The sequence below is a fragment of the Nonomuraea sp. NPDC049655 genome (genome assembly GCF_044465465.1).
Taxonomy (GTDB): domain Bacteria; phylum Actinomycetota; class Actinomycetes; order Streptosporangiales; family Streptosporangiaceae; genus Nonomuraea.
In genome coordinates this window covers 1,089,224-1,110,385 of the sequence record NZ_JBITLS010000001.1, presented here as the reverse complement: position 1 = coordinate 1,110,385, position 21,162 = coordinate 1,089,224, and the positions used below count along the sequence as shown (strand labels likewise).

Sequence of the window (21,162 nt, the reverse complement as noted above, 5' to 3'; positions counted from 1 at the left end):
TCCTCGCGTTCTGAAACCGGTTAAAGAGGTTTCGTTGCGACACCAGTTATAGTGGTGTCATGCGAGTGAACGCAACCGGACGGGTGCTGCACGATCCCAAGGGCGGGTCGTTCCGGTTCGACGCCGGCGCCCTCTGCCTCGACTTCGCCCACACCGGCGGCGAGGGGCAATATGCGATCTTCGAGACCCTGCACGAGCCCGCCGACCTGGCCGAATGGCTGGCCCAGCCCCCGCTGACGGCGGTCATGACGGCCCCCGTGACCGTCGGCGAGCTCGCCGACGCCAAGGCCCTGCGCCAGGCGATCTGGGACGCGGCCCACGCCCAGGCGGCGCGCCGCCCCCTGCCCGCCGGGGCGATCACGGTCATCAACCGGGCCGCGACGGCCCCGCCCCTGGTCCCCGAACTCGCCGCCGACGGCGTCACCGCCGGATGGGCGTCACCGGTGCGGGCCGCCCAGGCGCTGTCCGCCATGGCGCGGGAGATGATCGAACTGCTGTCCGGGCCGCTCGCCGAACGTATCCGCGAGTGCGCGAGCGACAACTGCCCGCTGGTGTTCGTCGACACCTCGCGTCCCGGCGCCCGCCGCTGGTGCGCGATGGAACGCTGCGGCAACCGCCACAAACTCCGCGCCCTGCGCGCCCGCCAGGCCCTGGAGCCGTGACGGACTAAGGCCGGTCGAGGCTCGACAGGCCGTCGACCGCGACCTCGATCCCGCGCCGCCCGGCGGCCAGGACGTCGTCCTCCGAGCCGCCCTGCTCCTGGGCGACCATGCCGGCCACGGCCAGCGCGCCCATGAAGCTGCCGACCGCCGCCCCCGCCGACACCGGGTCGAGCCCCGGATAGACCTCGCACAGCGCCCTGGCCAGCCGGGGCTGGGTCTCCATCATGAGCGTCAGGCCGCGGGCGCGCAGCGCGGGCTCGGCGACCATCAGCCGCGCCCGCAGCGGCGACAGCGCGAAGCCGAGCTCGTCGTCCTCGGCCAGGCTGCGCACCATGGCCTCGAACATCCGGCTCAGCAGCTCCCCCAGCGGCTCTCCCGGCCGCCGCCCGGCGATCGCCTCCAGCATCACCCGCTCGCGCTCGCCCGCCTGGAGGAAGAGCACGTCCTCCTTGCTCGCGAAGTACGCGAAGAAGGTGCGAGGCGCGACGTCGGCCGCCGCGGCGATGTCGGCGACCGTGGTCTGCTCGTACCCCCGCTCGGCGAACAGCCGGACGGCCGCCTCCAGCAGCGCGCGGCGGGTGCGGGCCTTCTTGCGTTCGCGATGACCTTCCACGGCGCCACCTTACTGCACGCCCTGCTTTTATGCATAGGTTGCAAATTCGCAGTCTCTGCGGTTTTCTGAATGCATGGACATCCTTCAGAGCCTGCCGCTCGACCGCGAGGACCCGTTCGAGCCGCCCGCCGAGCTCGCCCGGCTGCACGGCCCGCTGCACCGCATGATCTACGCCGACGGCCGCCCCGGCTGGCTGGTCACCGGCCACGCCGAGGCCCGCGCGGTGCTCGACGACCCGCGCTTCAGCAACACCTCCCAGGGCGCCGCGCCGCCGATCAAGGAGCTGGCGCCGCCCGAGGGCCTGGCCGACCTGGTGGTCCCGCCGGGCTTCTTCATCGCCATGGACGACCCCGAGCACTCCCGCTACCGGCGGCTGCTCACCGGCCGCTTCAGCATGCGCAGGATGCGGCTCCTGGAGCCCAGGATCCAGGAGATCGTCGACGGCCGGCTCGACGAGATGGCCGCGGCCGGAGCGCCCGCCGACCTGGTCGGCGCGTTCGCGCTGCCGATCCCGTCGCTGGTGATCTGCGAGCTGCTCGGCGTGCCGTACGACGAGCGCGCGCGCTTCCAGGACACCACCGCGCGCGCGGTGAACCTGGACAACTCCGCCGAGGAACGCGGCGCGGCGGGCGCCGAGCTGATGGGCTACCTGTCCGAGCTGGTCACCCGCAAGCGGGCCGAGCCTGCCCAGGACCTGCTCGGCGAGCTGGTCTCCGGCGGCGAGCTGAACCACGAGGAGCTGACCGGGGTGGCCACCCTGCTGCTGACCGCCGGCCACGAGACCACCGCGAACATGCTGGCCCTCGGCGCGTTCCTGCTGCTGAGCCGTCCGGAGCAGGCGGAGCTGGTGCGCACCGACCCAGGCGTGGCGGCGACCGCCGTCGAGGAGCTGATGCGCTACCTCAGCATCGTGCACATCGGCCCGATCCGGGTCGCGCGGGCCGACGTGCCGCTCGCCGGGCGGACGATCAGCGCCGGGGAGACCGTGACGCTCTCCCTGCCGGCCGTCAACCGCGACCCGGCCCGCTTCCCCGACCCCCACCGCTTCGACGTCACCCGCGAGGCCGGGCCGCAGCTCGGCTTCGGCCACGGCATCCACCAGTGCCTGGGCCAGCAGCTCGCCCGCCTGGAGATGCGGCTGGCCTTCCCCGCGCTGCTGCGCCGCTTCCCCGGGCTGCGGCTGGCCGTGCCCGCCGAGGAGGTGCCGCTGCGCCCGCGCGCCACGATCTACGGCCTGGCGTCCCTGCCGGTCACCTGGTGAGGCCGCCGCGTTTGACGTGCCCTCCCGCCGTGCAGAGAGCATGACGGACGAAAGACGATCACGGGAGGCGCGCATGGCCGGCACGGACGGCGGGATCAGGCTGTGTCAGGTGGTGCTCGACTGCACCGACGCCAGGGCGCTGGCGGAGTTCTACCGGTCCCTGCTGGACCTGGTCTACCGGCCCGGCGACGAGCCGCCGCAGGCGGGCGCCGACGACGAGCGCGGCCGCGACTGGCTCGTGCTGCGAACCGGGGACGGCGCGCCGCAGCTCGCCTTCCAGCAGGTCGAGACGCTTCCGGAGGCGACCTGGCCGGAGCCCGGGGTGCCCCAGCAGCTTCACCTCGACCTGACCGTGCCGTCGGTCGAGAGCCTGCTGGAGCAGCACGAACGCGTTCTGCGCCTGGGCGGCCGGCTGCTGCTGGACCGGATCGACGACGACGAGGAACCCCTTCGGGTCTACGCCGACCCGGCCGGGCACCCGTTCTGCGTGTTCGTCTCCCGGCGGGGCTGACCGCCCGGCGGGAGCGGTCAGCGCGCCGGCGAGAAGACCAGCGTGGCGTTGTGGCCGCCGAAGCCGAACGAGTTCGACATCACCGGCCCCCTCGCGATCGGGCGCGGCACGGGCGCCGCGTCGATGTCGCAGCGCGGGTCGAGCCGGTCCAGGTTGGCGGTCGGCGGGGCGGTGCACTCGGCCATCGCCAGCACGCACGCCACGGCCTCGATCGCCCCGGACGCGCCGAGGGCGTGCCCGGTCACCCCCTTGGTCGAGCTCACCGGCACGGCGGCGGGCCCGAAGACGCGGCCGATCGCCTGCGCCTCGGCCAGGTCGTTCAGCTCGGTCCCGGTGCCGTGGGCGTTGACGTGCACGATGTCCTCGGGCGCCAGGCCCGCGTCGGCGAGCGCGGCGTCCATGCACCGCCGGGCGCCCTCGCCGCCGGGCGCGGGAGCCGTCAGGTCGTGGGCGTCGCTGGTGCGGCCGTAGCCGGACACCTCGGCGTGGACGCGCGCCCCGCGGCGCACGGCGTCGTCGAGGCGTTCCAGGACGAGGAACGCGGCCCCCTCGGCCAGCACGAACCCGTCGCGATCGGCCTCGAAGGGGCGGCAGGCGGCCTCGGGGTCGTCGTTGCGGACCGACAGGGCCCGGCACCGGCTGAAGCCGTGCAGCATGCCGGGGGTGACGTTGGCGTCCCCGGCCCCGGCCACGACCAGGTCGGCCGAGCCGTCGCGGATCAGCCGGACGCCCTCGCCGATGGCGTGCGCGCCGGAGGCGCAGGCGGTGACCACGGACATGCTCGGCCCGCGGATCTCGTACCGCATGCCGATGGCGGCGGCGCCGGCGTTGGGCATGATCTTCGGGATGAAGATCGGCGACAGCCGCAGCGCGGCCGGACCGGGCGTGTCGAGCAGCGCCGACTCGTAGGTCTCGGTGCCGCAGAACGAGCTGCCCGCCACCACGGCCCGCCGCTCGGGCGGCACCCGCGGATGACCGGCGTCGGCCAGCGCGTCGCCCGCCGCGCACACCGCCAGCAGCGACGCCCGGTCCAGCCGCCGGGCCTGCCGGTCGGTCAGGTACGCCGAGACGTCCAGCTCCGGCACCTGGCAGGCGAAGCGCACCGCGAGCGCGGAGGTGTCGAAGGACGTGATGGCCCGTGCCGTCGAGCGCCCGCCGAGCAGCGCGTTCCACAGCTCCTTGGGACCGGAGCCGGCGGGTGTGCGCAGGCCGAGCCCGGTCACCGCGACCCGGGGTCGCATCAGCCGCCCACCGCCGTCAGGTGGCGGCGGATGACGGCGGCCATGTCGGCGACGGTCCGCACCCGCTGGAGCCGGTCGTCGGCGAAGGTGCCCCATTCGTCCTCGACCACGGCGTGCAGCTCGGCGAAGTCGAGGCTGTCGGCGTCCAGTTCCTCGCGCAGGTCGGTGTGCGGGCCGATCTGGGCCGGGCTGACGCCCAGGACCCGCGCGCAGTGGCCGCGGAGCACGTCTGTTATCTGGTCGTCGGTCATGGTGCCGTCCGTTCTCTCGGCGGATGGGGGGCGTGTCCGAGTGTGCTCCAGGAGTGCGGGCGGGTCCGGGTATGACACATCAAATGTCCATCAAGCCGGGCCCAGAGCGTCCCTGACCCGCGACTCGGTCAGCGCGGCCAGCGCCGCCCGGTCCGCGCGCGGCCGTCCGGTGAGCTCGGGGCGTACGGGGGGCAGGAACGTCACCTCGGCCACCAGGTTCCGGGTCGCGACCACGCGCAGCAGCGAGACCGGCAGGGAGTCCGCGCCGATCCAGGCGGCGCGGGTGGAGGGCGCGCCGGCTTCGCGGTAGCGCAGCGCCACCGGCCGGACGGTCGCGCCCGCCTCGACGGCGGCCTGGAACAGGGCCGGGTGGAAGGCTCCCATGGCCTGCCCGCACCAGGTGGTGCCCTCGGGGTAGGCCAGCACCGCGTCCCCCTCGCGCAGCGCGGCGGCGACGGCCGTGATCGCGGCGGGCAGCCCGGCCGGCCGGTCCTTGTCGATGAACAGCGTGCGGTGGGCCGCGGCCAGCGACCGGACCAGCGGCCACCGTCCGATGTCCCGTTTGGCGAGCTGGCGGGCCGGCGTGAGGGCCGCCATGATCAGCGGGTCGGCCCACGAGATGTGGTTGCTCACCAGCAGGGTGCCGTGGCCGTCGAGGGCGGGGACGCCACCGGGGATCCGCACCGCGATGCCGAGCGCGCGCACGATCAGGCTCATGGCCCTGCGCGCGAGGCGTGCGCGCAGGGCACCGGCGCGGCGGGCGGGCATCGCCGACAGCGTCAGGGCGGCTCCCAGGGCCAGCGCGCAGCCCAGGAGGCGGGCGGCCCGGCGCACCGGCCCGGCGGCGGCGACCGGCGGGCGCACGCACGCGTCCGGCGTGCACGGCGACAGCCCCGGCCCGGACGGCGGCCGCTCGTGGCGGTGGTCCTGATCGCGGATGGTCGTCACGGTGTGCTCGCGGGTGTGCCCGCCGGCGCCGCGGGATCCGTCCCGTCCGGGCCGCCCGCGGCGGCGCCGACGGGGACGCGCGGCGGGTCGCCGGGAGAGCCGCCGCCGCTCCCCCGCCTGCCGCGCAACAACCGGGGCGACCACCAGTTGACGGGCCCGGCCAGGCGCATCACGGCGGGCACGAGGAGCGTGCGGATCAGCGTGCAGTCGACCAGGACGGCCACCGCGATGCCCACCCCGATCATCTTGAGCACGGCCAGGCCGGAGGTCGCCACGGCGGCCATGACGACGGCGAAGATGACGGCGGCCGAGGTGAACAGCCGCCCGGTGTGCTGCAGCCCGGTGGCGACCGCGGTGGCGGTGTCGCCGCGGCTGCGGTACTCCTCGGTGATCCGGGACAGCAGGAAGATCTCGTAGTCCATGGACAGGCCGAAGGCGACGCAGAAGATCAGCGTGGGCATGAGGGCGTCGATGCTGCCGGTGGCGGTGAAGTCCCCGACCAGCGCGCGCAGGTGGCCGTCCTGGAAGACGTGGACCAGGGCGCCGAAGGTGGCGGTGAGACTGAGCACGTTCATCACCAGGGCCTTGACGGCCAGCACGACGCTGCGGGTCAGCAGCGTCACCATGGCCAGGGTGGCCAGCGCGATCAGCGCCAGGGCCGTGGGCAGCGTGCCGGCGATGCTCTGCCTGATGTCGTCCAGCTCGGCGCCCGGCCCGGCGAACAGCGCCTGGCCCGGGGCCGGGATCGCGCGCAGGCGCCGGACGAGCTCGCTGTTGGCCACCGAGTACGGCTCGTGCGCGGTGGTGACGAGCAGCCAGGTGCCCGCCTCGCCGGTGAACCGGCGGCCCGGCCCCGGCACGGTGGCGGCCCTGCTGTAGGAGCCGCCGGCCGTGTCCACCCGGAGCACGCCGTCGGTGGCGGCCAGGCGCCTGGCGTAGCCGTCCAGCGGGCCGGCGGAGCTCTGCCCGGTCATCCGCAGGTCCGGCAGCACGATCATGGTGCCGCCGACGACCTGCTGACCGCCGAACTCCGCGCGCAGCGCCTGCGCCGCGCGGGCGGCGGGCGCGTCGGGCGGCAGGATGCGGTCGTCCAGGGTGCCGAAGCGGGCGCCCAGGAACGGCGCGCCCATCGCCAGCAGCAGCGCGGTGGTGGGCACGGCCACCGCCAGCGGGCGGCGCATGACGGCGACCGCCAGGCGGTACCAGGGCCCCTCCTCCACCGGCGGCGCGGACCGGCGCGCGGCGTTCCACGGGCCGGGCACGGGAAGCCGGTTGACCCGGTCGCCGAGCAGGGTGAGCACGGCCGGGAGCACCACGAGGCTGGCCACGGCCGCCGTCAGGCTGATCGTCATCCCGCCGACGGCCAGCGAGCGCAGGATGGTGAACGGGAACAGCAGCAGCGCCGACATGGACAGCGCCACGGTGGCCGCCGAGCAGGCCATGGCCCGGCCGGTGGTGCGCATGGTGACGGAGACGGCCTGGACGGCGTCCTGGCCCTGGGCGAGCTGCTCGCGGAAGCGGGTGACGATGAACAGGCTGAAGTCGACGGCCAGGGCGAAGCCGAGCGCGCTGGAGATGCTCAGCGCGAACACCGAGATCTCCATGACCTCGGTGAGCAGGCGCAGCACGGCCATGGTGGCGATCACCGCCAGCGCGCCGATCAGCACCGGCAGCAGGGCGGCGACCAGGCTGCCGAACACCACGCACAGGATGGCCAGGGTCAGCGGCGCGGCGATCAGCTCGGCGGTGCGCAGGTCGGTCTCGCTGCGGTCCTGCGCCTCGACGCGCACCTGGGCCTCGCCCGTGGCGGTCAGCGACAGGGGGCCGTAGCGGCCGTGCAGGGAGTCCATGATCCGGCGGGCGGCGGCGTTGCGGGCGGCGTTGTCGCCGCTCAGGTGGGCCAGGACGACCGCCGCGCGCCCGTCGCCGCTGCGCAGCCTGGGCTCGTGGCCGCGCCAGTACGAGGTGACCCGCCACACGCCGGGATCGGCCGAGACGCGTTCGGTGAGCCGCGTCCCGGCGGCGTCGATTTCGGGGTCGTCGACCGGGCGCGCGGCGCGGGCGATCAGGACCAGGTCGGCGTTGCCCGCGTGGAAGGCGTCCTGGAGGATGTCGTCCGCGCGCAGGGACTGCGATCCGAGCGGCACGATGTCGCCCAGCACGAGCCGGTCGTGCACGTCCAGGCCGGCCACGAGCGAGACGGCGAACGTGACGGCCGCGCCCCAGAGCACGACCCGTCGCGGCCACCTCCGCCCACGGCCGGACGGCGGCGAATTGCCCCACATCGGTGAATCCTTACGTCGAGTAACGGTCGGTCGAGGCCACCGCGCACGCGCTCCCCCGCGGCGCGGGCCCGTGTGGTCAGTTGTGTGCGGTCGGCTTCTGCGGTCAGTCGAGGCCGGCGCGTACGCGTTCCTCGGCGGCGCGGGCCAGGGCGGCCCGTCCGCGCGGCCCGCGGTCGGGCGCGGGCGGCGGCAGGAGCGGGGTGAGCCGCACCTCGGCCCGCAGCCGCCGCGTCCCGGCCACCCGGACGACGGACCCGGTCACCGAGTCCTCGCCCACCCAGCTCCCCCGGCTCGACGGGCTCGGTCCCTCGTAGTAGCGCAGGACGGCCGGGCACACCGCCGCCCCCGCGTCGATCGCCGCCTGGAAGACCGCGGGCCGGAACGTGCCGACCTCGCGCCCGCAGGACGTGGTGCCCTCGGGGAAGACGGCGACCGTCTCCCCGGCCAGCAGGGCGTCGCGGATCAGGCCCACCGCGGCGGGCAGCGTGGACAGGCGTTCCCTGTCGATGAACAGCGCCCCGCAGGCCGCGCCGAGCGTCCCGATGAGCGGCCACCGGCGCACCTCCCGCTTGGCCAGCAGGCGGCAGGGCAGCGCGGCCAGCATGACCAGCGGGTCGAGCAGCGAGACGTGGTTGGCCACGACGAGCACCCCGGCCGCCGCCCCCGCGAGGTCCGCCGGACCGGTGACCTCGACCCGGACGCCGAACGCGCGCAGCAGCAGCCGGGCCGCCGCCTGCGCGGTCCTGGTCCGCCAGAGCCTCGGCGCGGCCCCCATGGCGAGGAAGGCGGGCAGCGCGGCCAGCAGCACCAGCAGGGCGGCGCACAGCCGGGCCGCGCGGCGCGTCCGCCCGGCGGCGACGGCCTCCTCAGGCAGGCACGCGCGTACCGAGCACGGCGCCCGCGCCAGCCACGGGTTGATCTCCACGCGCCGGCCGGGGCCGGCGACGTGCCGCCACGTCGCACGCCCCCGCCCCGCCCCGGCGGGCGGCACGGCGGACTGCACGACGGACTGCACGACGGACGGCATCACGGACGGCATCGCAGACGGCGTCACGGACGGCATCGCAGACGGCGCCGCAGTCGGCACTGCGGGTGGAGTCGGATGGGACACGCGGGACTCCCAGACGGTGATCGGCGGGCCGGCCCGAGCGGCGCTGACGGCGGCGCGAGACGACGGCGGGCGGCAGGCCGCACCGGACCGGACCCGAAGCTTGGACCGTTCCAAGACATGCGCGCACCTGGCGCGGAAAGGCCCGGCACGCGGACGCGGGCCGACTGGTGTGCTCACCCTGACAGGGCACGACGCCGGGACGGGCGGGTATGGGGCGGATGTGAGCTTTGGGCGATTTCTTGCGACTGCACGATCATGAGCGTCCCGAATTCGGAGCGGGCTCGGCACCGGCGGCCCTGACCGCGGGGTGACAAGCGGATGATGATCCTGTTAGTGCAGGTTAAGCGCCATCCGGCGGAGAGCGTCGAATTTGCGCCACGTGTCGCCCGACCTTGGCAGAACACTCCACAAGCCGTCCCAGCTCATGACCTGAGCCCCATAACCTGACAAGGTGATCTACGCAAAGACGCCCCTCACCCCCGAGATCCGTGCCGCCGTCTCCCGGGCCTGGGGCGCCGAAGGAGAGGGCGAGCGGCTGCACGGCGGGGAGGAGTCGGCCGCCTACCGTCTCGGGGACCACGTCGTCCGGGTGGGCCCGGCCGCGCGCGGGGTGGCCGAGTCGGAGTGGTGCCACGCCGTCGCCCGGCACGCCGCCACCACGCTCCCCGAGGCCGTCGCCCCGCTGGCCACCGCGGGCGGCGCGACGGTGGTCGTCGTGGCGGGGCGGCCGATCTCCTGCTGGCCCTATGTCGAGGGCGAGTGGCCCGACTCCGACGTGCCGGCGCAGCGGGAGGCGGGCGCGCGGCTACTGGCCAGGCTGCACCGCGCGCTGGCCGGTCTGCGTCCCGGCCCGCGTCCCGTGCCCGCCTTCCAGGAGTCCGGCCTGTACGGCGACCCGCCCCCGGACGCCGCCGACCTGCCCGACCCCGTCCTCGACCGCTGGCTGGCGGCCTTCCACGCCGGGCATCCCGTACGCCACCCGCTGCACGGCGACTACTACACCGGCAACACCCTGGCCAGGGACGGCCGCATCGTCGCCGTCCTCGACTGGGACGAGACCTTCGTCGGCGCCCCGGAGCTGGAGCTGGCCGCCGCCGCGCTGGAGTGGGGCGACGACCTGACCGGCCCCAGCAAGGAGTTCGTGGCCGCCTACCACGAGGAGGGCGGCACGGCGGCCCCCCTCGACGACGAGTCGCTCGCCCAGCTCGTCCGGCACAAGCTGCGCAGGGAGCACGCCTACTTCCGCAAGGCCGCCGCGGCGGGCGTGCCGCACGACGAGGAGGACCTCGACTACCACCGGGCCCGGGTCGAGCTGTTCCACCGGCTGCGTCCCTGACCCGGGCGGCCCGGGTCAGAAGTAACGCAGCCAGACGTACACCCAGGCCAGGGCCGTGCTGCCCAGGGTGACGACGATGCCGTACCGGGTGAACTGCCAGAAGGAGATCGGGTTCCCGGTGCGGGCGGCGATCCCGAGGGCCACGACGTTGGCGCTGGCGGCGACCGCGGTGCCGTTGCCGCCGAAGTCGGCGCCGAAGGCGAAGGCCCACCACAGCGCCTGCCCGGTGGACGCGTCCGGTGCGGTGGCGGCCAGCTCCTCCACCACCGGCGCCATCGTCGCCACGTACGGGATGTTGTCGAAGAACGCCCCCAGCACGCTGGAGCCGAACAGCAGCGAGGTGGCCGCGGCGAAGTAGTTGTCGCCGAACAGGTCGATGGTGGCGCGGCCGATGGTCTCCATCATGCCGGTGTGCACCAGGCCGGCGACCATGACGAACAGCCCGGCGAAGAACACCAGCGTGGGCCATTCGACCTCGCGCAGCACGTCCCCGAGCTCGACCCGGCAGACCAGCAGCATGACCCCCGCGCCGACCAGGGCGATGATCGAGGGCGCCAGGTGCAGGACGGAGTGCAGCGCGAACGCCGTCACCACCCCGGCCAGCACCGTCATCGACCGCGCCAGCAACGCGGGGTCGGTGATGGCCCGCCGCTCCTGCAGCGCCATCACCTTGGCGACGTGCTCGGCGTTGTAGTGGAACGACCGGCGGAACAGCGGGTAGGTGAGCAGCACGAACACGCCGAAGATCACCACGACCGCGGGCGCCATGTGGACGAGGAAGTCGTTGAACGTCAGCCCCGCCCGGCTGCCGATGATGATGTTCGGCGGGTCGCCGATCAGCGTCGCCGCCCCGCCGATGTTGGAGGCCAGCACCTCGGCGATCAGGTACGGCTGCGCCGGGATGCGCAGCCGCCCGCACACCATCACCGTCACCGGCGCGACCAGCATGATCGTCGTGACGTTGTCCAGGAACGGCGAGGCCACGGCGGTGATGGCCATCAGCATCGCCATCAGCCGGTACGGCCGCCCCCGCGAGCGTTTGGCCGCCCAGATCGCCAGGTAGTCGAACAACCCGGTCTGCTTGATCACCCCCACGATGATCATCATGCCGAGCAGCAGGAAGATGACGTTCCAGTCGATGCCCGCGTGCCCTGAGGAGAACACCTCCTCCCCCGGCGTCAGCCCCAGCACGGTCATCAGGCCGGCCGCCACCAGGACGACCTTGACCTTGTCGGCCTTCTCGGTGGCGATGAAGAAGAACGCCACCACGAAGATGGCTAGGGCCAGGATCGCGCTCATGCGGATCAGTCCGGAAGGCTCGTGATGGCCAGGCTGGTCAGCAGGCGTTCCAGCGTGATCGCCCCCGTGAGGGTGGCGTCCGGGCCGAGGACGGCGACCAGCGGGCTGCGCGTGCGGGCCATCAGCGCCGCCACCTCCAGCAGGGTCGCGTCCGGCGGCACGGTGACGGGCCGCGCGGGCGGCCTGGGCAGGCAGTCGCCGACGGTCAGGTGGGCGAGCTCCTGCCAGAACAGCTCGGCGTCGCTCTCGTCGAGGGTGCGGGCCAGGGCCTGGTCCTCCTGGTACGTGCCGGGAATGGCCAGCCGCAGCACCTGCGTGCCCGGCAGCACGGTCGCCGGCCTGCCCCGCTCGTCCACCACGATGAGTCCGGGCAGCCGGTTGACCACCATCAGGCGCACGGCGCGTCCCACGGAGTCGCGGGCCGTCACGGTCGGCAGGGTGACGGCGATGTCCTGTGCTCGCATGGCACCGTCCACGGTGGTCGAAGTGGTGGGAGGACGACGGTTCGCGCCGGTTCGGGGCACGGTCGTATGACGGATCTTGATGGGGAGCCTCCAGCGGGGGCATGGGCGAAGGTCACGAAGGCGGCCGGGACGGCTCAGGCGCTCTGCCCCGGCCACGGGACGGCGGCCGGCCCCCGGCGCGGCCCGCGCGTCAGATGGCCCCGGGGGACGGACCGCGACCCGCGGGCGGGCAGGAGGAGAAGCGGTCCTGCCGCCGCGGCTCGGAGAAGGTCCGTGCCACGCATCGCCCACCTCCTTACGGTCCGTCCCTGTTTTCCGGGGAGACCATGCCATCACCGCGCGGGGGCCCGCGCCCATCGGGTCCGGCCCCCATATCGGGTGGGGGCGCGACCGTATTCGGGCCGGGTCAGTGGACAGCGCGGGCGGCGAACGCCCAGGCTGAAGGCATGAAAGACGCCGTCGCCACCGCGCCGGAGCCGCCTGGCCGCACCCCGGCCCAGGCGTTGTTCCGCCGCCTGTTCGTCATCAACGCGCTGGTCTTCGCCGCGGGCACGTTCGTGCTGGCGCTGTCCCCCGCGACGGTCTCCTCACCGGTGCTGCTGACCGAGGTCCCGGTGCTGCTCATCGGCCTGGCGCTGATCCTGGCGGCGAACGCGTTCCTGGTGCGGGCCAGCCTGGCCCCGCTGACCTCCCTGACCGCCCTCATGCGGCGGGTGGACCTGCTGCACACCCACGACCGGCTGCCCGCCGGCAACCGCGACCTGCGCAGCGTCACCGACACCTTCAACCAGATGCTCGACCGGCTGGAGGAGGAGCGCAGCGTGGCCAGCGCCCAGGCCCTGGCCGCCCAGGAGGCCGAACGCGGCCGCATCGCCCGCGAGCTGCACGACGAGATCGGCCAGAGCCTCACCGTCGCGCTCCTGGCGCTCAAGCGGGTGCGCGACCGGGCGCCCGCGGAGCTGGCCGACGAGCTCGGCCACGCCCAGGAGGCGATCAGGACCAGCCTGGACGAGGTGCGCCAGGTCGCCCACCGGCTGCGCCCCGGCGTCCTGGAGGACCTCGGGCTGACCAGCGCCCTCACCGCGCTGGCCACCGACCTGTCGCAGACCGGCACGGTCGAGGTCACGCGTAGACTGGCCGCGGGGCTGCCGCCGCTCAGCTCCGAGGTCGAGCTGGTGCTCTACCGCATCGCCCAGGAGAGCCTGACCAACGTCGCCCGCCACGCCCAGGCCACCAGGGCGACGCTCACGCTGACGCCCGACGACGGCGACCTGGTCCTGCGCGTCACCGACGACGGCCGGGGCGGCATCGGCGAGCCGGGCGCCGGCATCCGCGGCATGCACGAGCGCGCCCTGCTCATCGGGGCCCGCCTGAGCGTGCACTCGCCGCCCGGCGGCGGCACCGAGATCGTCCTCACCGTCCCCGGCGCGGCCAAGGAGAACGCCCGATGACCCGCATCCTGCTCGCCGACGACCACGCGCTCGTCCGCCAGGGCGTCCGCCTGATCCTCGACGCCGAGCCCGACCTGACCGTGGTCGCCGAGGCGGCCGACGGGGCCGAGGCGGTGGAGGCCGTCCGCACCCACGACATCGACCTGGTCGTCCTGGACATCGCCATGCCGCGCATGACCGGCCTGCAGGCCGCGCGGGAGATCTCCCGCCGCCGGCCCGGCATCCGCCTGCTGATGTTGTCGATGTACGACAACGAGCAGTACTTCTTCGCCGCGCTCAAGGCCGGGGCCTGCGGCTACGTGCTGAAGTCGGTGGCCGACCGCGACCTCATCGAGGCGTGCCGGGCGGCGATGCGCGGCGAGCCGTTCCTCTACCCCGGGGCGGTCACCGCGCTGATCCGCGACTACCTCCACCGCCACCGGCACGGCGACCCGCTGCCCGACAGCCTGCTGACCGCCCGCGAGGAGGAGATCGTCAAGCTCATCGCCGAGGGCCACTCCACCAAGGCCATCGCCGACACCCTGGTCATCAGCCCGAAGACCGTCGACCGCCACCGCAGCAACATCCTGGCCAAACTCGGCCTCAACGACCGGCTCGACCTGACCCGCTACGCCATCCGCGCCGGCCTGATCGAACCCTGACCTCGGCGGACGGCCGCGCCCCTGGGTCCCGTGGCCCCGGCGGCCCGGCGGGATGGAGCCCGCGGGCGCAGTTCCATGAGACGATCGAGATCATGATGGGTCCGTTGGGCGCGAGCAGTGACGTCCTCCACGCCTCCCTTTCGTCCTGTTGTGCTCCGGCACGGGCCGCCGCCGACCCTGCCGCCGATCCCGTCGTCGTGCCGGTCGTGTGCTGAGCATGGCCGAGGACACCGTCGCGTCCTGGGGCGCGCTCACCGGTCAGGAGGCCCGCGGCCTCGTCTCCCGCATCGAGGGGCTGCGTCCGCGGCGCGGTCCCGGCGACGGGGGCGAGGTCCCCGCGGCCGACGTCGACGTCGTCGAGGGGCTGGCTCCGGCGGCGGCCGGCGTGGCGGCGGCCTGGCTGCGCGAGCGGCCCTCCCCGGCCCTGCGGCGGACGCGGCTGCGGGTGCTGGCCTCCTACCTGCGGTGGCTGCGCGGGCAGGATCCCGGCGGCGACGTGCTGGGGGCCGGGTCGCAGGTCGACGCCTACTGCCTGGCCGCGCTCACCGCCGGTCTGGCGCCGTCCGGCCGGCCGCTGGCGCGCGCGACGGTGATCCGCCGGCGGGCCGTGCTGGCCTCGTTCTACGCCTTCGCCGGACGGCACGGGCCGGCTCTTCCGGCGCCGGCCGCTCACCCGCCCACCCCGGCCGAGCGGCGGCTGCTGCGCGGCGGGGTCGCCCTGCTGGCCGAGGAAGGCCGCTTAGCCGAGGCCGTGGCCGTCGGCCTGCTGGAGTCCACCGGCGCGTCCGTCGACGCGCTGGCCCGGCTGACCCCGTGCGACGTGCACCTGGTGGGCGCCGGCGACCCCGTGCTGATCACTCTGCACGACGGGCGGGGCGACATCGTCGCCTTCCCGCTCGCCCCCTACCTGCGCCGCCCGCTGCGCCGCCTGTGCGGCGACCGGCCCGCCGACCACCCGCTGCTCACCGGCGAGGCGGGCCGGCGGGTCGACCTGGCCTGGACGCGGGCCGCGCTCACCGAGGCCGCGATCGCCGCCGGCCTGCCCCGGCCGCGGGCCGAGGGCCTGCACCCGTACCTGCTGCGCGCCCTGACGGTGACCGAGCTCGGCGGGTCGCCCGTGCGAGCCTGACGACGGCCTCCGGGGCCGCGGCGAGCCCGGGACCGCGACGAGCCCCGGGGCCTGCGCGGGTCACGGCTCCGCCGCGGGCCGGTACGCCGCTCCCCATCCCGTCGCCTGCCATGTGGCGGCGTGCGGTTCCAGGCGTGCCCGGTGGTCCTCCCAGGTCGCCGGCTCGCGCGTCCAGGATCGTTCGGCCGCGGCCGGGAGACGGGGCAGCAGCAGGAACGCCAGGTCGTCGAAGGACGTGATCGTCTCCGACCAGATCGCCGCCTCCACCCCGGCGACGCGGACGTCGAGCCCCGACACCAAGGACCCCGGGGTCCAGTCGAACATCTGCCGGAGGGTCTTGGCCGGATAGTCGCAGAACCCGAGCCGGGCCCGGCGCGCCTCCCCCTCGGCGTCCGCGGCGGGCTCGGCGTACGGGCGGTCGTAGTACAGCACGTCGCTGGAGGACAGCAGCACCGGCAGCCCGGCCGCCGCAGCGGCGGGCCCGTCGGACGGCGCGAGGGCGAACAACGCCACCATCTGGTCGACGAACGGGTGCGCGGACTCCGGCAGCTCCGCCTTCTTGGCGTCGGCGTCGATGCTCGTCTCCGCGCCGATCCACAGCTGCACGAGGTCGCCGTCGCCCAGCGCCCCGGCGCGTACCGTCTCCTGCCAGGCCACGACCCGGCTGCCGGCGTCGTGCGCCGCGCGGACGGCCACGCCGACCGCGCGCGTGTACGCCGTGACGGGCATCCCGAACGGCTCGTCACCCCCGACGTGCACGAACCGGGCACGGGACGCCTGCGCGAACTCGGCGACGGTCTCCGCGAGGAAGGACTCGGCCCCGGGCACGGCCGGATCCACGTAGCCCAGACGGGCGGCGGCCCGGTCGCCGACGAGCTCCGGGTAGGCGCGGATCGCGGCGTGGGCGTGCCCGGGGAGGTCGATCTCGGGCACGATCGTCACCCCGCGCGCCGCGGCGTACGCCGTCAGCTCCGCCAGCTCGCGCCGCGTGATCAGCTCGCCGGGCGAGGTCGCGTCCAGCGCGGGACGGGCCGCCGACTGCAGCCGCCAGCCGCCGGAGTCGGTGAGGTGCAGGTGCAGCACGTTCAGCTTGTACCGCGTCAGCAGGTCGATGACGCGGCGGATCTCGTCCGGGCGGAAGGGATGCCGGACGACGTCGAGCATCAGGCCCCGCCACGCCAGGGCGGGCCCGTCGGCGATGCGCCCGACCGGCAGCCGGCCCGCCCCCGACTCCGCCAGCTGCATCAAGGTCGCGGCGCCCCGCAGGACCGCGTGCGGGGTCGGGCCGGTGATCGTGATCTCCGCCGGGGCGATCGTCACGGTGTGCCGCTCGTCCGGAGGGAGCTGTTCCGGCGCGATCCCGCCGGCCGGCGGCACGTCGCCGGGCGCCTCGCCGATCAGCAGGACGACGCGCGACGGGGACGGGTGACCCGCCGAGGGGGTGACGGGGAGGCGAGCGAACTCGCCTTCGAGCCACGTGCGGGCGTCGCGCAGACGATCGTCCGCCCGGATCTCGACGTGGCCGGGGTGCAGGACGGTCGTCGTCGCGTGGTCGAGCGCGACCGCGTGCGGCCACGGCACCAGCGCGGCCCTCATCGCCGGCCGCCGAGCAGCCCCGCCAGGCCGTGCGTCCGGGGTCGCCTCCAGGGTCTCGTCACGACGCCGCCTTTCCGCCCAGAGCGGCCGCCGGGTTCTGGGCGAGCCGCCCGAACCAGCGGGCGCTGGGTTTGACCGTGCGCCGGAACGTGGTCCGGTCGACCGCGACGAGGCCGAAGGTGGGCGTCCACGATCCCCACTCGTAGTTGTCCAGAAGTGACCAGTGCAGGTATCCGCGCACGTCGATGCCGTCGGCCATGGCGCGGGCCAGGCCCGTCACGGCCTCGGTCGTGTACGCGACGCGTTCGTCGTCGTCGGCGGTCGCGATGCCGTTCTCGGTCACCAGCAGCGGTGTCGATCCGCCGAGCCGGGCGGCGGTGTGCCGGACCGCGTCCTCCAGCGCGAGGGGGTAGTACTCCCAGCCCATCATCGTGCGCCTGTCGTCCGGGCCGGGGGCGATGACGCCGTCCGCGCCCGCGCGCAGGCGGCTGTAGGCCTGCACGCCGAGGAAGTCGTCGTCCTTCGCCAGGTCGATGTACTGGTCGTCGACCAGGTACGACAGCTCGGCGGTGCGGTCGGGGCCGGCGCCGTGGTCCTGCACGTTCTGGTTGGCCACCGTCCACCCCGAGCGCAGTCCGGGCACGGAGGCGAGCAGGTCGCGGGCCTCCTCGTGCGCGCGGGCCAGCGCACGCGTCACGTCGGGGTCCGGCGGGACGAAGGAGGGGACGGGTTCGCCGGCGCCGTGCCTGCGGCGCGCGGCCACCAGGGCGACCATGTTGGGCTCGTTGATCGTGCAGACCCAGGGCACGCCGTCGAGGATCGGCAGCACCGCGCGGACGTAGTCGGCGAAGTGCGCGACCGCCTCCCCGGAGGTCCAGCCGCCTCCGGCGCTCAGCCACGCGGGGCTGGTGAAGTGGTGGAGCGTGACGACCGGGGTCAGCCCGCGCTGCCCGCAGCCTTCGATGATCCGGCGGTAGTGGGCCAGCATGGCCGGCGACGGGTGACCGGGCGCGGGGACCACGCGGGCCCATTCGACGCTGAACCGGTAGGCGTTGAGACCGAGGTCGCGGGCGATGTCCAGGTCCTCGGGCCACCGGTGGAAGCTGTCGCAGGCGTCCCCCGACCGTTCGGGCAGGCCCCGGCTCCCGTCGTGCTCCGCCTGCCAGAAGTCGCTTCCGACGTTGTTCCCCTCCACCTGGTGGGCCGCCGTCGACGCGCCCCACAGGAATCCGTCCGGGAAGGTCGGCGGCTGCGAAGTCGTCATGTTCGATCCTGTCTTGGGTGTCGGAGGTGTGGTCATTTGAGGCCCATGGTGGCGATGCCCTGCACGAAGTAGCGCTGCAGGGACACGAAGAGCGCGAGTATCGGCGTGATGATCAGCACGGCCCCGGCGAGCAGCGTGCCGTAGTCGGTCGCGTACTGGCCGGTGGAGTAGAGCGAGAGCGCGACCGGCAGCGTGTACATCGACTCGGTCTGGCTCGCCACGAGCGGCCACAGGAAGTTGTTCCAGGAGCCGAGGAAGGTGAGGATGCCGAGGGTGGCCAGCGCGGGGCCGCACAGCGGCAGCACGACCCGGGTGAAGATCCTCGTCTCGGAGGCGCCGTCGATGCGGGCGGCCTCCAGCAGCGAGTCGGGGATGTCCAGCATGAACTGGCGCATCAGGAAAACGCCCACGGGCTGCGTGAGGAACGGCAGCACCAGGGCCCCGTACGTGTCGAGGATGCCCATCTTCGCGACGATCACGAAAAGCGGGACGAAGGTCACCACGCCGGGCACCATGATGGTCACCAGCACGACGCCGAGCAGGACGCGCTTCCCGGCGAAGTCCATCTTGGCCAGCGCGTAGCCGACCATCGAGCAGAACAGCAGGTTGCCGAGCACGGTGAGCACGGCGACGACGAGGCTGTTGCCGAAGAAGGTGCCGAAGTGCAGCTCGGTGAGCCAGCGGGCGAAGTTCCCGCCGGTGGGCGAGTGCGGCCACCACGTCGGGGGGTCGGCGAAGATCTCGTCCTGCGTCTTGAACGCGCCCAGCACCATCCAGGCGAACGGCGCGAGCCACACCACCACGCCGGCGGTCAGCACCACGTAGCTGAGCGAGCGCGCCGTCAGGCGTCCCTGCTGGGTCATGTGGCCCTCCTGAGCAGGCGGAACTGCAGGACGCCGACCGCCGCGATGACGACGAACATGATGTAGCTCGCCGCGGACGCCTTGGCGAAGTCGCCGAAGCCGAAGGCGTTGAACGTGTAGTACGTCATGGACAGCGTGGAGCCGAGCGGCCCGCCCTGCGTCATCACGAACGCCTCCTCGAAGAACTGCAGGTAGCCGACCGAGATGAGCACGCAGCCCAGCAGGATCGTGGGGCGCAGCAGCGGGAGCGTGATGCTGCGCAGGCGGCGCCAGGGCCCGGCGCCGTCCATCGACGCCGCCTCCGCGACGTCGGCCGGGACGGCCTGCAGCCCGGCCAGGAAGATCACCATGAGGGTCCCGGTGTTGCGCCAGACGGCCATCAGGATCAACGAGGGCAGGGCCCAGGTGGTGCTGTTCAGCCAGTCCGGCCCCTCGACCCCGACCAGGGCGAGGACCATGTTGAGCAGCCCGTCGCGGGCGAGGATGTGACGCCAGATGACCGAGACCGCGACGACGCTCGTGACCACCGGCGCGTAGAAGGCGACGCGGTAGACCGGCCTGAGCCGGCGGACGCCCGAGTTGAGCGCCAGCGCCAGCCCCAGCCCGAGCGCCACCGTGGCGGGGATGCCGACGAGGACGAACAGCGCCGTCACCCCGGCGGCGTTCTGGAACTCCGGATCGGTGAGGACGTCCGCGTACTGCCGGAGGCCCACGAAGTCCACGTTGAAGGGCGACTGGATGTCCCGCGCGGTCAGGTCCGTGAAGGAGAAGCCGATCGAACCGGCGATCGGCAGGACCATGAACACCGCGAAGACGACGACGAACGGCGCGGCGAACAGCCAGGCGACCGTCGTCTGCCGGCGCCGGCGTTCAGAGTTGGCTCCCCCGGCCCGGCGGGCGCGCACGTCACGGGAGGCGCGCGCCCGGCCGGGGGCGGTGGGCGACATGGGGTTCGACACCGCTCAGGACACCCCGATGCCGTCGGCCTGCTGCTGGAGCTTGCGCAGCGTGTCCGCCACGGGCCGGCCGCCCTTGATGATCTGCTCGATCGCGGAGTCGCCCGCCGCGCCGACCTTGTCGAAGGCGACGAGCTGCGGCGGCGCCTTGGCCGTCTTGAGCTGCTCGGCGAACGCGGCGAGCGTCGGGTCGGCGAGCAGCGCCGGATCCTGCCACGCGCTCTGGGTCGCCGGCAGGTCGCCGCTGACCTTGTACCAGGCCGCCTGGGTCTGCGGCTCGCTGAGCCACTGGACGAGCTTCCAGGCGGAGTCGGGGTTCCTGGCGGCCTTGAAGACCACGAGGTTCGCGCCGCCGACGAACGAGGTCGAGCTCTTCCCCGCCGGAAGCGGCGCGGTCGCGTACTTGCCCGCGAACGCGTCCCCGCCGGCCTGGGAGATGGCGCCGCGCAGGAAGGGACCGGCGACGAGCATCGGCGTCGTGCCCGTCAGGAAGTCCTTCACCGCGGCGGCGGGCGCCGTGTCGGCGTTCGGATCGGCGATGCGCTGCTTGAAGTACGACGCCAGGTACTCGTACGCCGAGGCGAACTCCGGCGTGTCGAGCGTCCACGAGGACTGGTCGGCGTTCATCAGCTCCGCGCCGTTGGACCACGGCATCCAGAGCGAGGACAGGAACGATCCGGTCGTGCCCGCGGGCAGCCGGATGCCCCATTTCGCACCGGCCTTGCGCTGCAGGTCGGCCGCCATCCGCCGCAGCTCGTCCCAGGTGGCCGGGGGCTTGTCCCAGCCGGCCTTGCGGGCGAGGTCCGTCCGGTAGTAGAGCGCTCGGACGTCGACGTACCACGGCACCTCCAGGAGCCGGCCGCCGATCGTTCCCGTCGAGACGGCTCCCGGGTACATGCCCGCCGTGTCGATGGCGTCGGGCACGGGCGCGAAGGCGTCCTTGAACACCGGCAACCCGGGCATCATGGCCAGGTCTGGAACGTTCCCGGCGGCGATGGCGGTCTGGAACTTCTGGTAGGCCGAGTCCCAGGGGATGGCGGTCACGTCGACCTTGACCCCCGGGTTGGCGGCCTCGAACTTCTTCACGAACTCGGGCAGGAGCTCGCCCTCGTTGCCCATAGCCCACATCGTGATCGCGCCGGCGGCCTTGGCCGCGACACTGGAGGACGGCTGGGCCCGTCCGGCGCCCTCGTCGGCCCGGCCGCACGCGGTGAGCGCCGCCGCAACGGCGATCGCGGCCAGGGCCGCCACTGTTGATCTGTGTCGCACGGCCAGTTCCT

At 74.0% G+C, this 21,162-nt stretch carries 20 protein-coding genes; 7 read left to right on the top strand and 13 right to left on the bottom strand.

The genetic code is table 11. From position 1 onward, the window contains the following. Positions 1-59: 59 nt before the first annotated feature. Positions 60-662 carry a CGNR zinc finger domain-containing protein gene (locus ACIBQ6_RS05115; RefSeq protein ID WP_397210334.1) on the top strand — a complete coding sequence of 201 codons (603 nt, stop codon included), beginning with the start codon at positions 60-62 and terminating at the stop codon, positions 660-662. 4 nt (positions 663-666) lie between these two features. On the opposite strand, the gene ACIBQ6_RS05110 is transcribed toward ACIBQ6_RS05115, so the two are convergent. Further along, entirely contained in the window at positions 667-1,275 is a 609-nt protein-coding gene (locus tag ACIBQ6_RS05110) for a TetR/AcrR family transcriptional regulator (RefSeq protein WP_358301429.1), read from the bottom strand. 73 nt (positions 1,276-1,348) lie between these two features. Here ACIBQ6_RS05110 and ACIBQ6_RS05105 point away from each other — a divergent pair, with 73 nt between their 5' ends. Further along, positions 1,349-2,536 carry a cytochrome P450 gene (locus ACIBQ6_RS05105; protein WP_358301432.1) on the top strand — a complete coding sequence of 396 codons (1,188 nt, stop codon included), beginning with the start codon at positions 1,349-1,351 and terminating at the stop codon, positions 2,534-2,536. Between the two features lie 73 nt (positions 2,537-2,609). Beyond that, a complete protein-coding gene (locus tag ACIBQ6_RS05100; protein WP_397210333.1) occupies positions 2,610-3,047 on the top strand; it encodes a VOC family protein in 438 nt (145 codons plus the stop codon). Positions 3,048-3,064: 17 nt separating this feature from the next. Here ACIBQ6_RS05100 and ACIBQ6_RS05095 read toward each other — a convergent pair whose 3' ends face one another. The 5 genes from ACIBQ6_RS05095 to ACIBQ6_RS05075 form a co-directional block, all read right to left on the bottom strand. Further along, positions 3,065-4,288, bottom strand: a complete 1,224-nt coding sequence (locus tag ACIBQ6_RS05095; RefSeq protein WP_358301437.1) for a beta-ketoacyl-[acyl-carrier-protein] synthase family protein — start codon at positions 4,286-4,288, stop codon at positions 3,065-3,067. Then, positions 4,288-4,539, bottom strand: a complete 252-nt coding sequence (locus ACIBQ6_RS05090) for an acyl carrier protein (protein WP_352351457.1) — start codon at positions 4,537-4,539, stop codon at positions 4,288-4,290. The genes ACIBQ6_RS05095 and ACIBQ6_RS05090 overlap by 1 nt, the downstream gene beginning before the upstream one ends. A gap of 90 nt (positions 4,540-4,629) precedes the next feature. Further along, positions 4,630-5,487, bottom strand: a complete 858-nt coding sequence (locus ACIBQ6_RS05085; RefSeq protein WP_397210332.1) for a lysophospholipid acyltransferase family protein — start codon at positions 5,485-5,487, stop codon at positions 4,630-4,632. After that, entirely contained in the window at positions 5,484-7,718 is a 2,235-nt protein-coding gene (locus ACIBQ6_RS05080) for an MMPL family transporter (protein WP_397210331.1), read from the bottom strand. The genes ACIBQ6_RS05085 and ACIBQ6_RS05080 overlap by 4 nt, the downstream gene beginning before the upstream one ends. A gap of 157 nt (positions 7,719-7,875) precedes the next feature. After that, positions 7,876-8,826: a lysophospholipid acyltransferase family protein gene (locus ACIBQ6_RS05075; RefSeq protein WP_397210330.1), complete on the bottom strand. Its 951-nt coding sequence runs from the start codon at positions 8,824-8,826 to the stop codon at positions 7,876-7,878. Positions 8,827-9,334: 508 nt separating this feature from the next. Here ACIBQ6_RS05075 and ACIBQ6_RS05070 point away from each other — a divergent pair. Beyond that, positions 9,335-10,219, top strand: a complete 885-nt coding sequence (locus ACIBQ6_RS05070; RefSeq protein ID WP_358301449.1) for a phosphotransferase — start codon at positions 9,335-9,337, stop codon at positions 10,217-10,219. Positions 10,220-10,234: 15 nt separating this feature from the next. Here the strand turns inward: ACIBQ6_RS05070 and ACIBQ6_RS05065 are convergent, their stop codons facing one another. Next, positions 10,235-11,518 carry an SLC13 family permease gene (locus tag ACIBQ6_RS05065; RefSeq protein WP_397210329.1) on the bottom strand — a complete coding sequence of 428 codons (1,284 nt, stop codon included), beginning with the start codon at positions 11,516-11,518 and terminating at the stop codon, positions 10,235-10,237. A 5-nt stretch (positions 11,519-11,523) separates the two neighbouring features. Continuing rightward, the gene (locus ACIBQ6_RS05060) at positions 11,524-11,982 is read right to left on the bottom strand and encodes a CBS domain-containing protein (RefSeq protein ID WP_358301452.1); all 459 of its coding nucleotides are present in this window, start codon (positions 11,980-11,982) and stop codon (positions 11,524-11,526) included. A gap of 446 nt (positions 11,983-12,428) precedes the next feature. On the opposite strand from ACIBQ6_RS05060, the gene ACIBQ6_RS05055 reads away from it, so the two are divergent. The 3 genes from ACIBQ6_RS05055 to ACIBQ6_RS05045 all read left to right on the top strand — a co-directional run bounded on the left by ACIBQ6_RS05055 (position 12,429) and on the right by ACIBQ6_RS05045 (position 15,203). Beyond that, complete coding sequence (locus ACIBQ6_RS05055) at positions 12,429-13,433, top strand: histidine kinase (protein ID WP_397210328.1); 1,005 nt, start codon at positions 12,429-12,431, stop codon at positions 13,431-13,433. Next, positions 13,430-14,074, top strand: coding sequence for a response regulator transcription factor (locus ACIBQ6_RS05050; RefSeq protein WP_352351471.1), 645 nt, complete (start codon positions 13,430-13,432; stop codon positions 14,072-14,074). Before ACIBQ6_RS05055 ends, ACIBQ6_RS05050 begins: the two co-directional genes overlap by 4 nt. Before the next feature lie 217 nt (positions 14,075-14,291). After that, positions 14,292-15,203 (top strand): hypothetical protein, encoded by a 912-nt coding sequence (locus ACIBQ6_RS05045; RefSeq protein ID WP_358301459.1) that lies wholly within the window; start codon positions 14,292-14,294, stop codon positions 15,201-15,203. Positions 15,204-15,263: 60 nt separating this feature from the next. Here ACIBQ6_RS05045 and ACIBQ6_RS05040 read toward each other — a convergent pair whose 3' ends face one another. From ACIBQ6_RS05040 to ACIBQ6_RS05020, 5 genes are read right to left on the bottom strand one after another with little or no spacing between them, the layout of a single operon-like run. Beyond that, a complete protein-coding gene (locus ACIBQ6_RS05040) occupies positions 15,264-16,799 on the bottom strand; it encodes a family 20 glycosylhydrolase (protein ID WP_397210327.1) in 1,536 nt (511 codons plus the stop codon). 58 nt (positions 16,800-16,857) lie between these two features. Then, positions 16,858-18,063: a glycoside hydrolase family 1 protein gene (locus ACIBQ6_RS05035; RefSeq protein WP_397210326.1), complete on the bottom strand. Its 1,206-nt coding sequence runs from the start codon at positions 18,061-18,063 to the stop codon at positions 16,858-16,860. 32 nt (positions 18,064-18,095) lie between these two features. Next, complete coding sequence (locus ACIBQ6_RS05030; protein ID WP_352351481.1) at positions 18,096-18,926, bottom strand: carbohydrate ABC transporter permease; 831 nt, start codon at positions 18,924-18,926, stop codon at positions 18,096-18,098. Then, positions 18,923-19,885 carry a carbohydrate ABC transporter permease gene (locus tag ACIBQ6_RS05025; RefSeq protein ID WP_397210325.1) on the bottom strand — a complete coding sequence of 321 codons (963 nt, stop codon included), beginning with the start codon at positions 19,883-19,885 and terminating at the stop codon, positions 18,923-18,925. Before ACIBQ6_RS05025 ends, ACIBQ6_RS05030 begins: the two co-directional genes overlap by 4 nt. Positions 19,886-19,888: 3 nt before the next feature. Beyond that, positions 19,889-21,151, bottom strand: coding sequence for an extracellular solute-binding protein (locus ACIBQ6_RS05020; RefSeq protein ID WP_397210324.1), 1,263 nt, complete (start codon positions 21,149-21,151; stop codon positions 19,889-19,891). Positions 21,152-21,162: the final 11 nt, after the last annotated feature.

Bases quoted from the DNA above. Each gene is read 5' to 3' on its own strand.
- ACIBQ6_RS05050 (WP_352351471.1), top strand. From the start codon at position 13,430: ATGACCCGCATCCTGCTCGCCGACGACCACGCGCTCGTCCGCCAGGGC.
- ACIBQ6_RS05045 (WP_358301459.1), top strand. From the start codon at position 14,292: ATGGCCGAGGACACCGTCGCGTCCTGGGGCGCGCTCACCGGTCAGGAG.
- ACIBQ6_RS05115 (WP_397210334.1), top strand. From the start codon at position 60: ATGCGAGTGAACGCAACCGGACGGGTGCTGCACGATCCCAAGGGCGGG.
- ACIBQ6_RS05035 (WP_397210326.1), bottom strand. From the start codon at position 18,063: ATGACGACTTCGCAGCCGCCGACCTTCCCGGACGGATTCCTGTGGGGC.
- ACIBQ6_RS05065 (WP_397210329.1), bottom strand. From the start codon at position 11,518: ATGAGCGCGATCCTGGCCCTAGCCATCTTCGTGGTGGCGTTCTTCTTC.
- ACIBQ6_RS05030 (WP_352351481.1), bottom strand. From the start codon at position 18,926: ATGACCCAGCAGGGACGCCTGACGGCGCGCTCGCTCAGCTACGTGGTG.
- ACIBQ6_RS05100 (WP_397210333.1), top strand. From the start codon at position 2,610: ATGGCCGGCACGGACGGCGGGATCAGGCTGTGTCAGGTGGTGCTCGAC.
- ACIBQ6_RS05055 (WP_397210328.1), top strand. From the start codon at position 12,429: ATGAAAGACGCCGTCGCCACCGCGCCGGAGCCGCCTGGCCGCACCCCG.
- ACIBQ6_RS05095 (WP_358301437.1), bottom strand. From the start codon at position 4,288: ATGCGACCCCGGGTCGCGGTGACCGGGCTCGGCCTGCGCACACCCGCC.
- ACIBQ6_RS05090 (WP_352351457.1), bottom strand. From the start codon at position 4,539: ATGACCGACGACCAGATAACAGACGTGCTCCGCGGCCACTGCGCGCGG.
- ACIBQ6_RS05105 (WP_358301432.1), top strand. From the start codon at position 1,349: ATGGACATCCTTCAGAGCCTGCCGCTCGACCGCGAGGACCCGTTCGAG.
- ACIBQ6_RS05060 (WP_358301452.1), bottom strand. From the start codon at position 11,982: ATGCGAGCACAGGACATCGCCGTCACCCTGCCGACCGTGACGGCCCGC.
- ACIBQ6_RS05040 (WP_397210327.1), bottom strand. From the start codon at position 16,799: ATGAGGGCCGCGCTGGTGCCGTGGCCGCACGCGGTCGCGCTCGACCAC.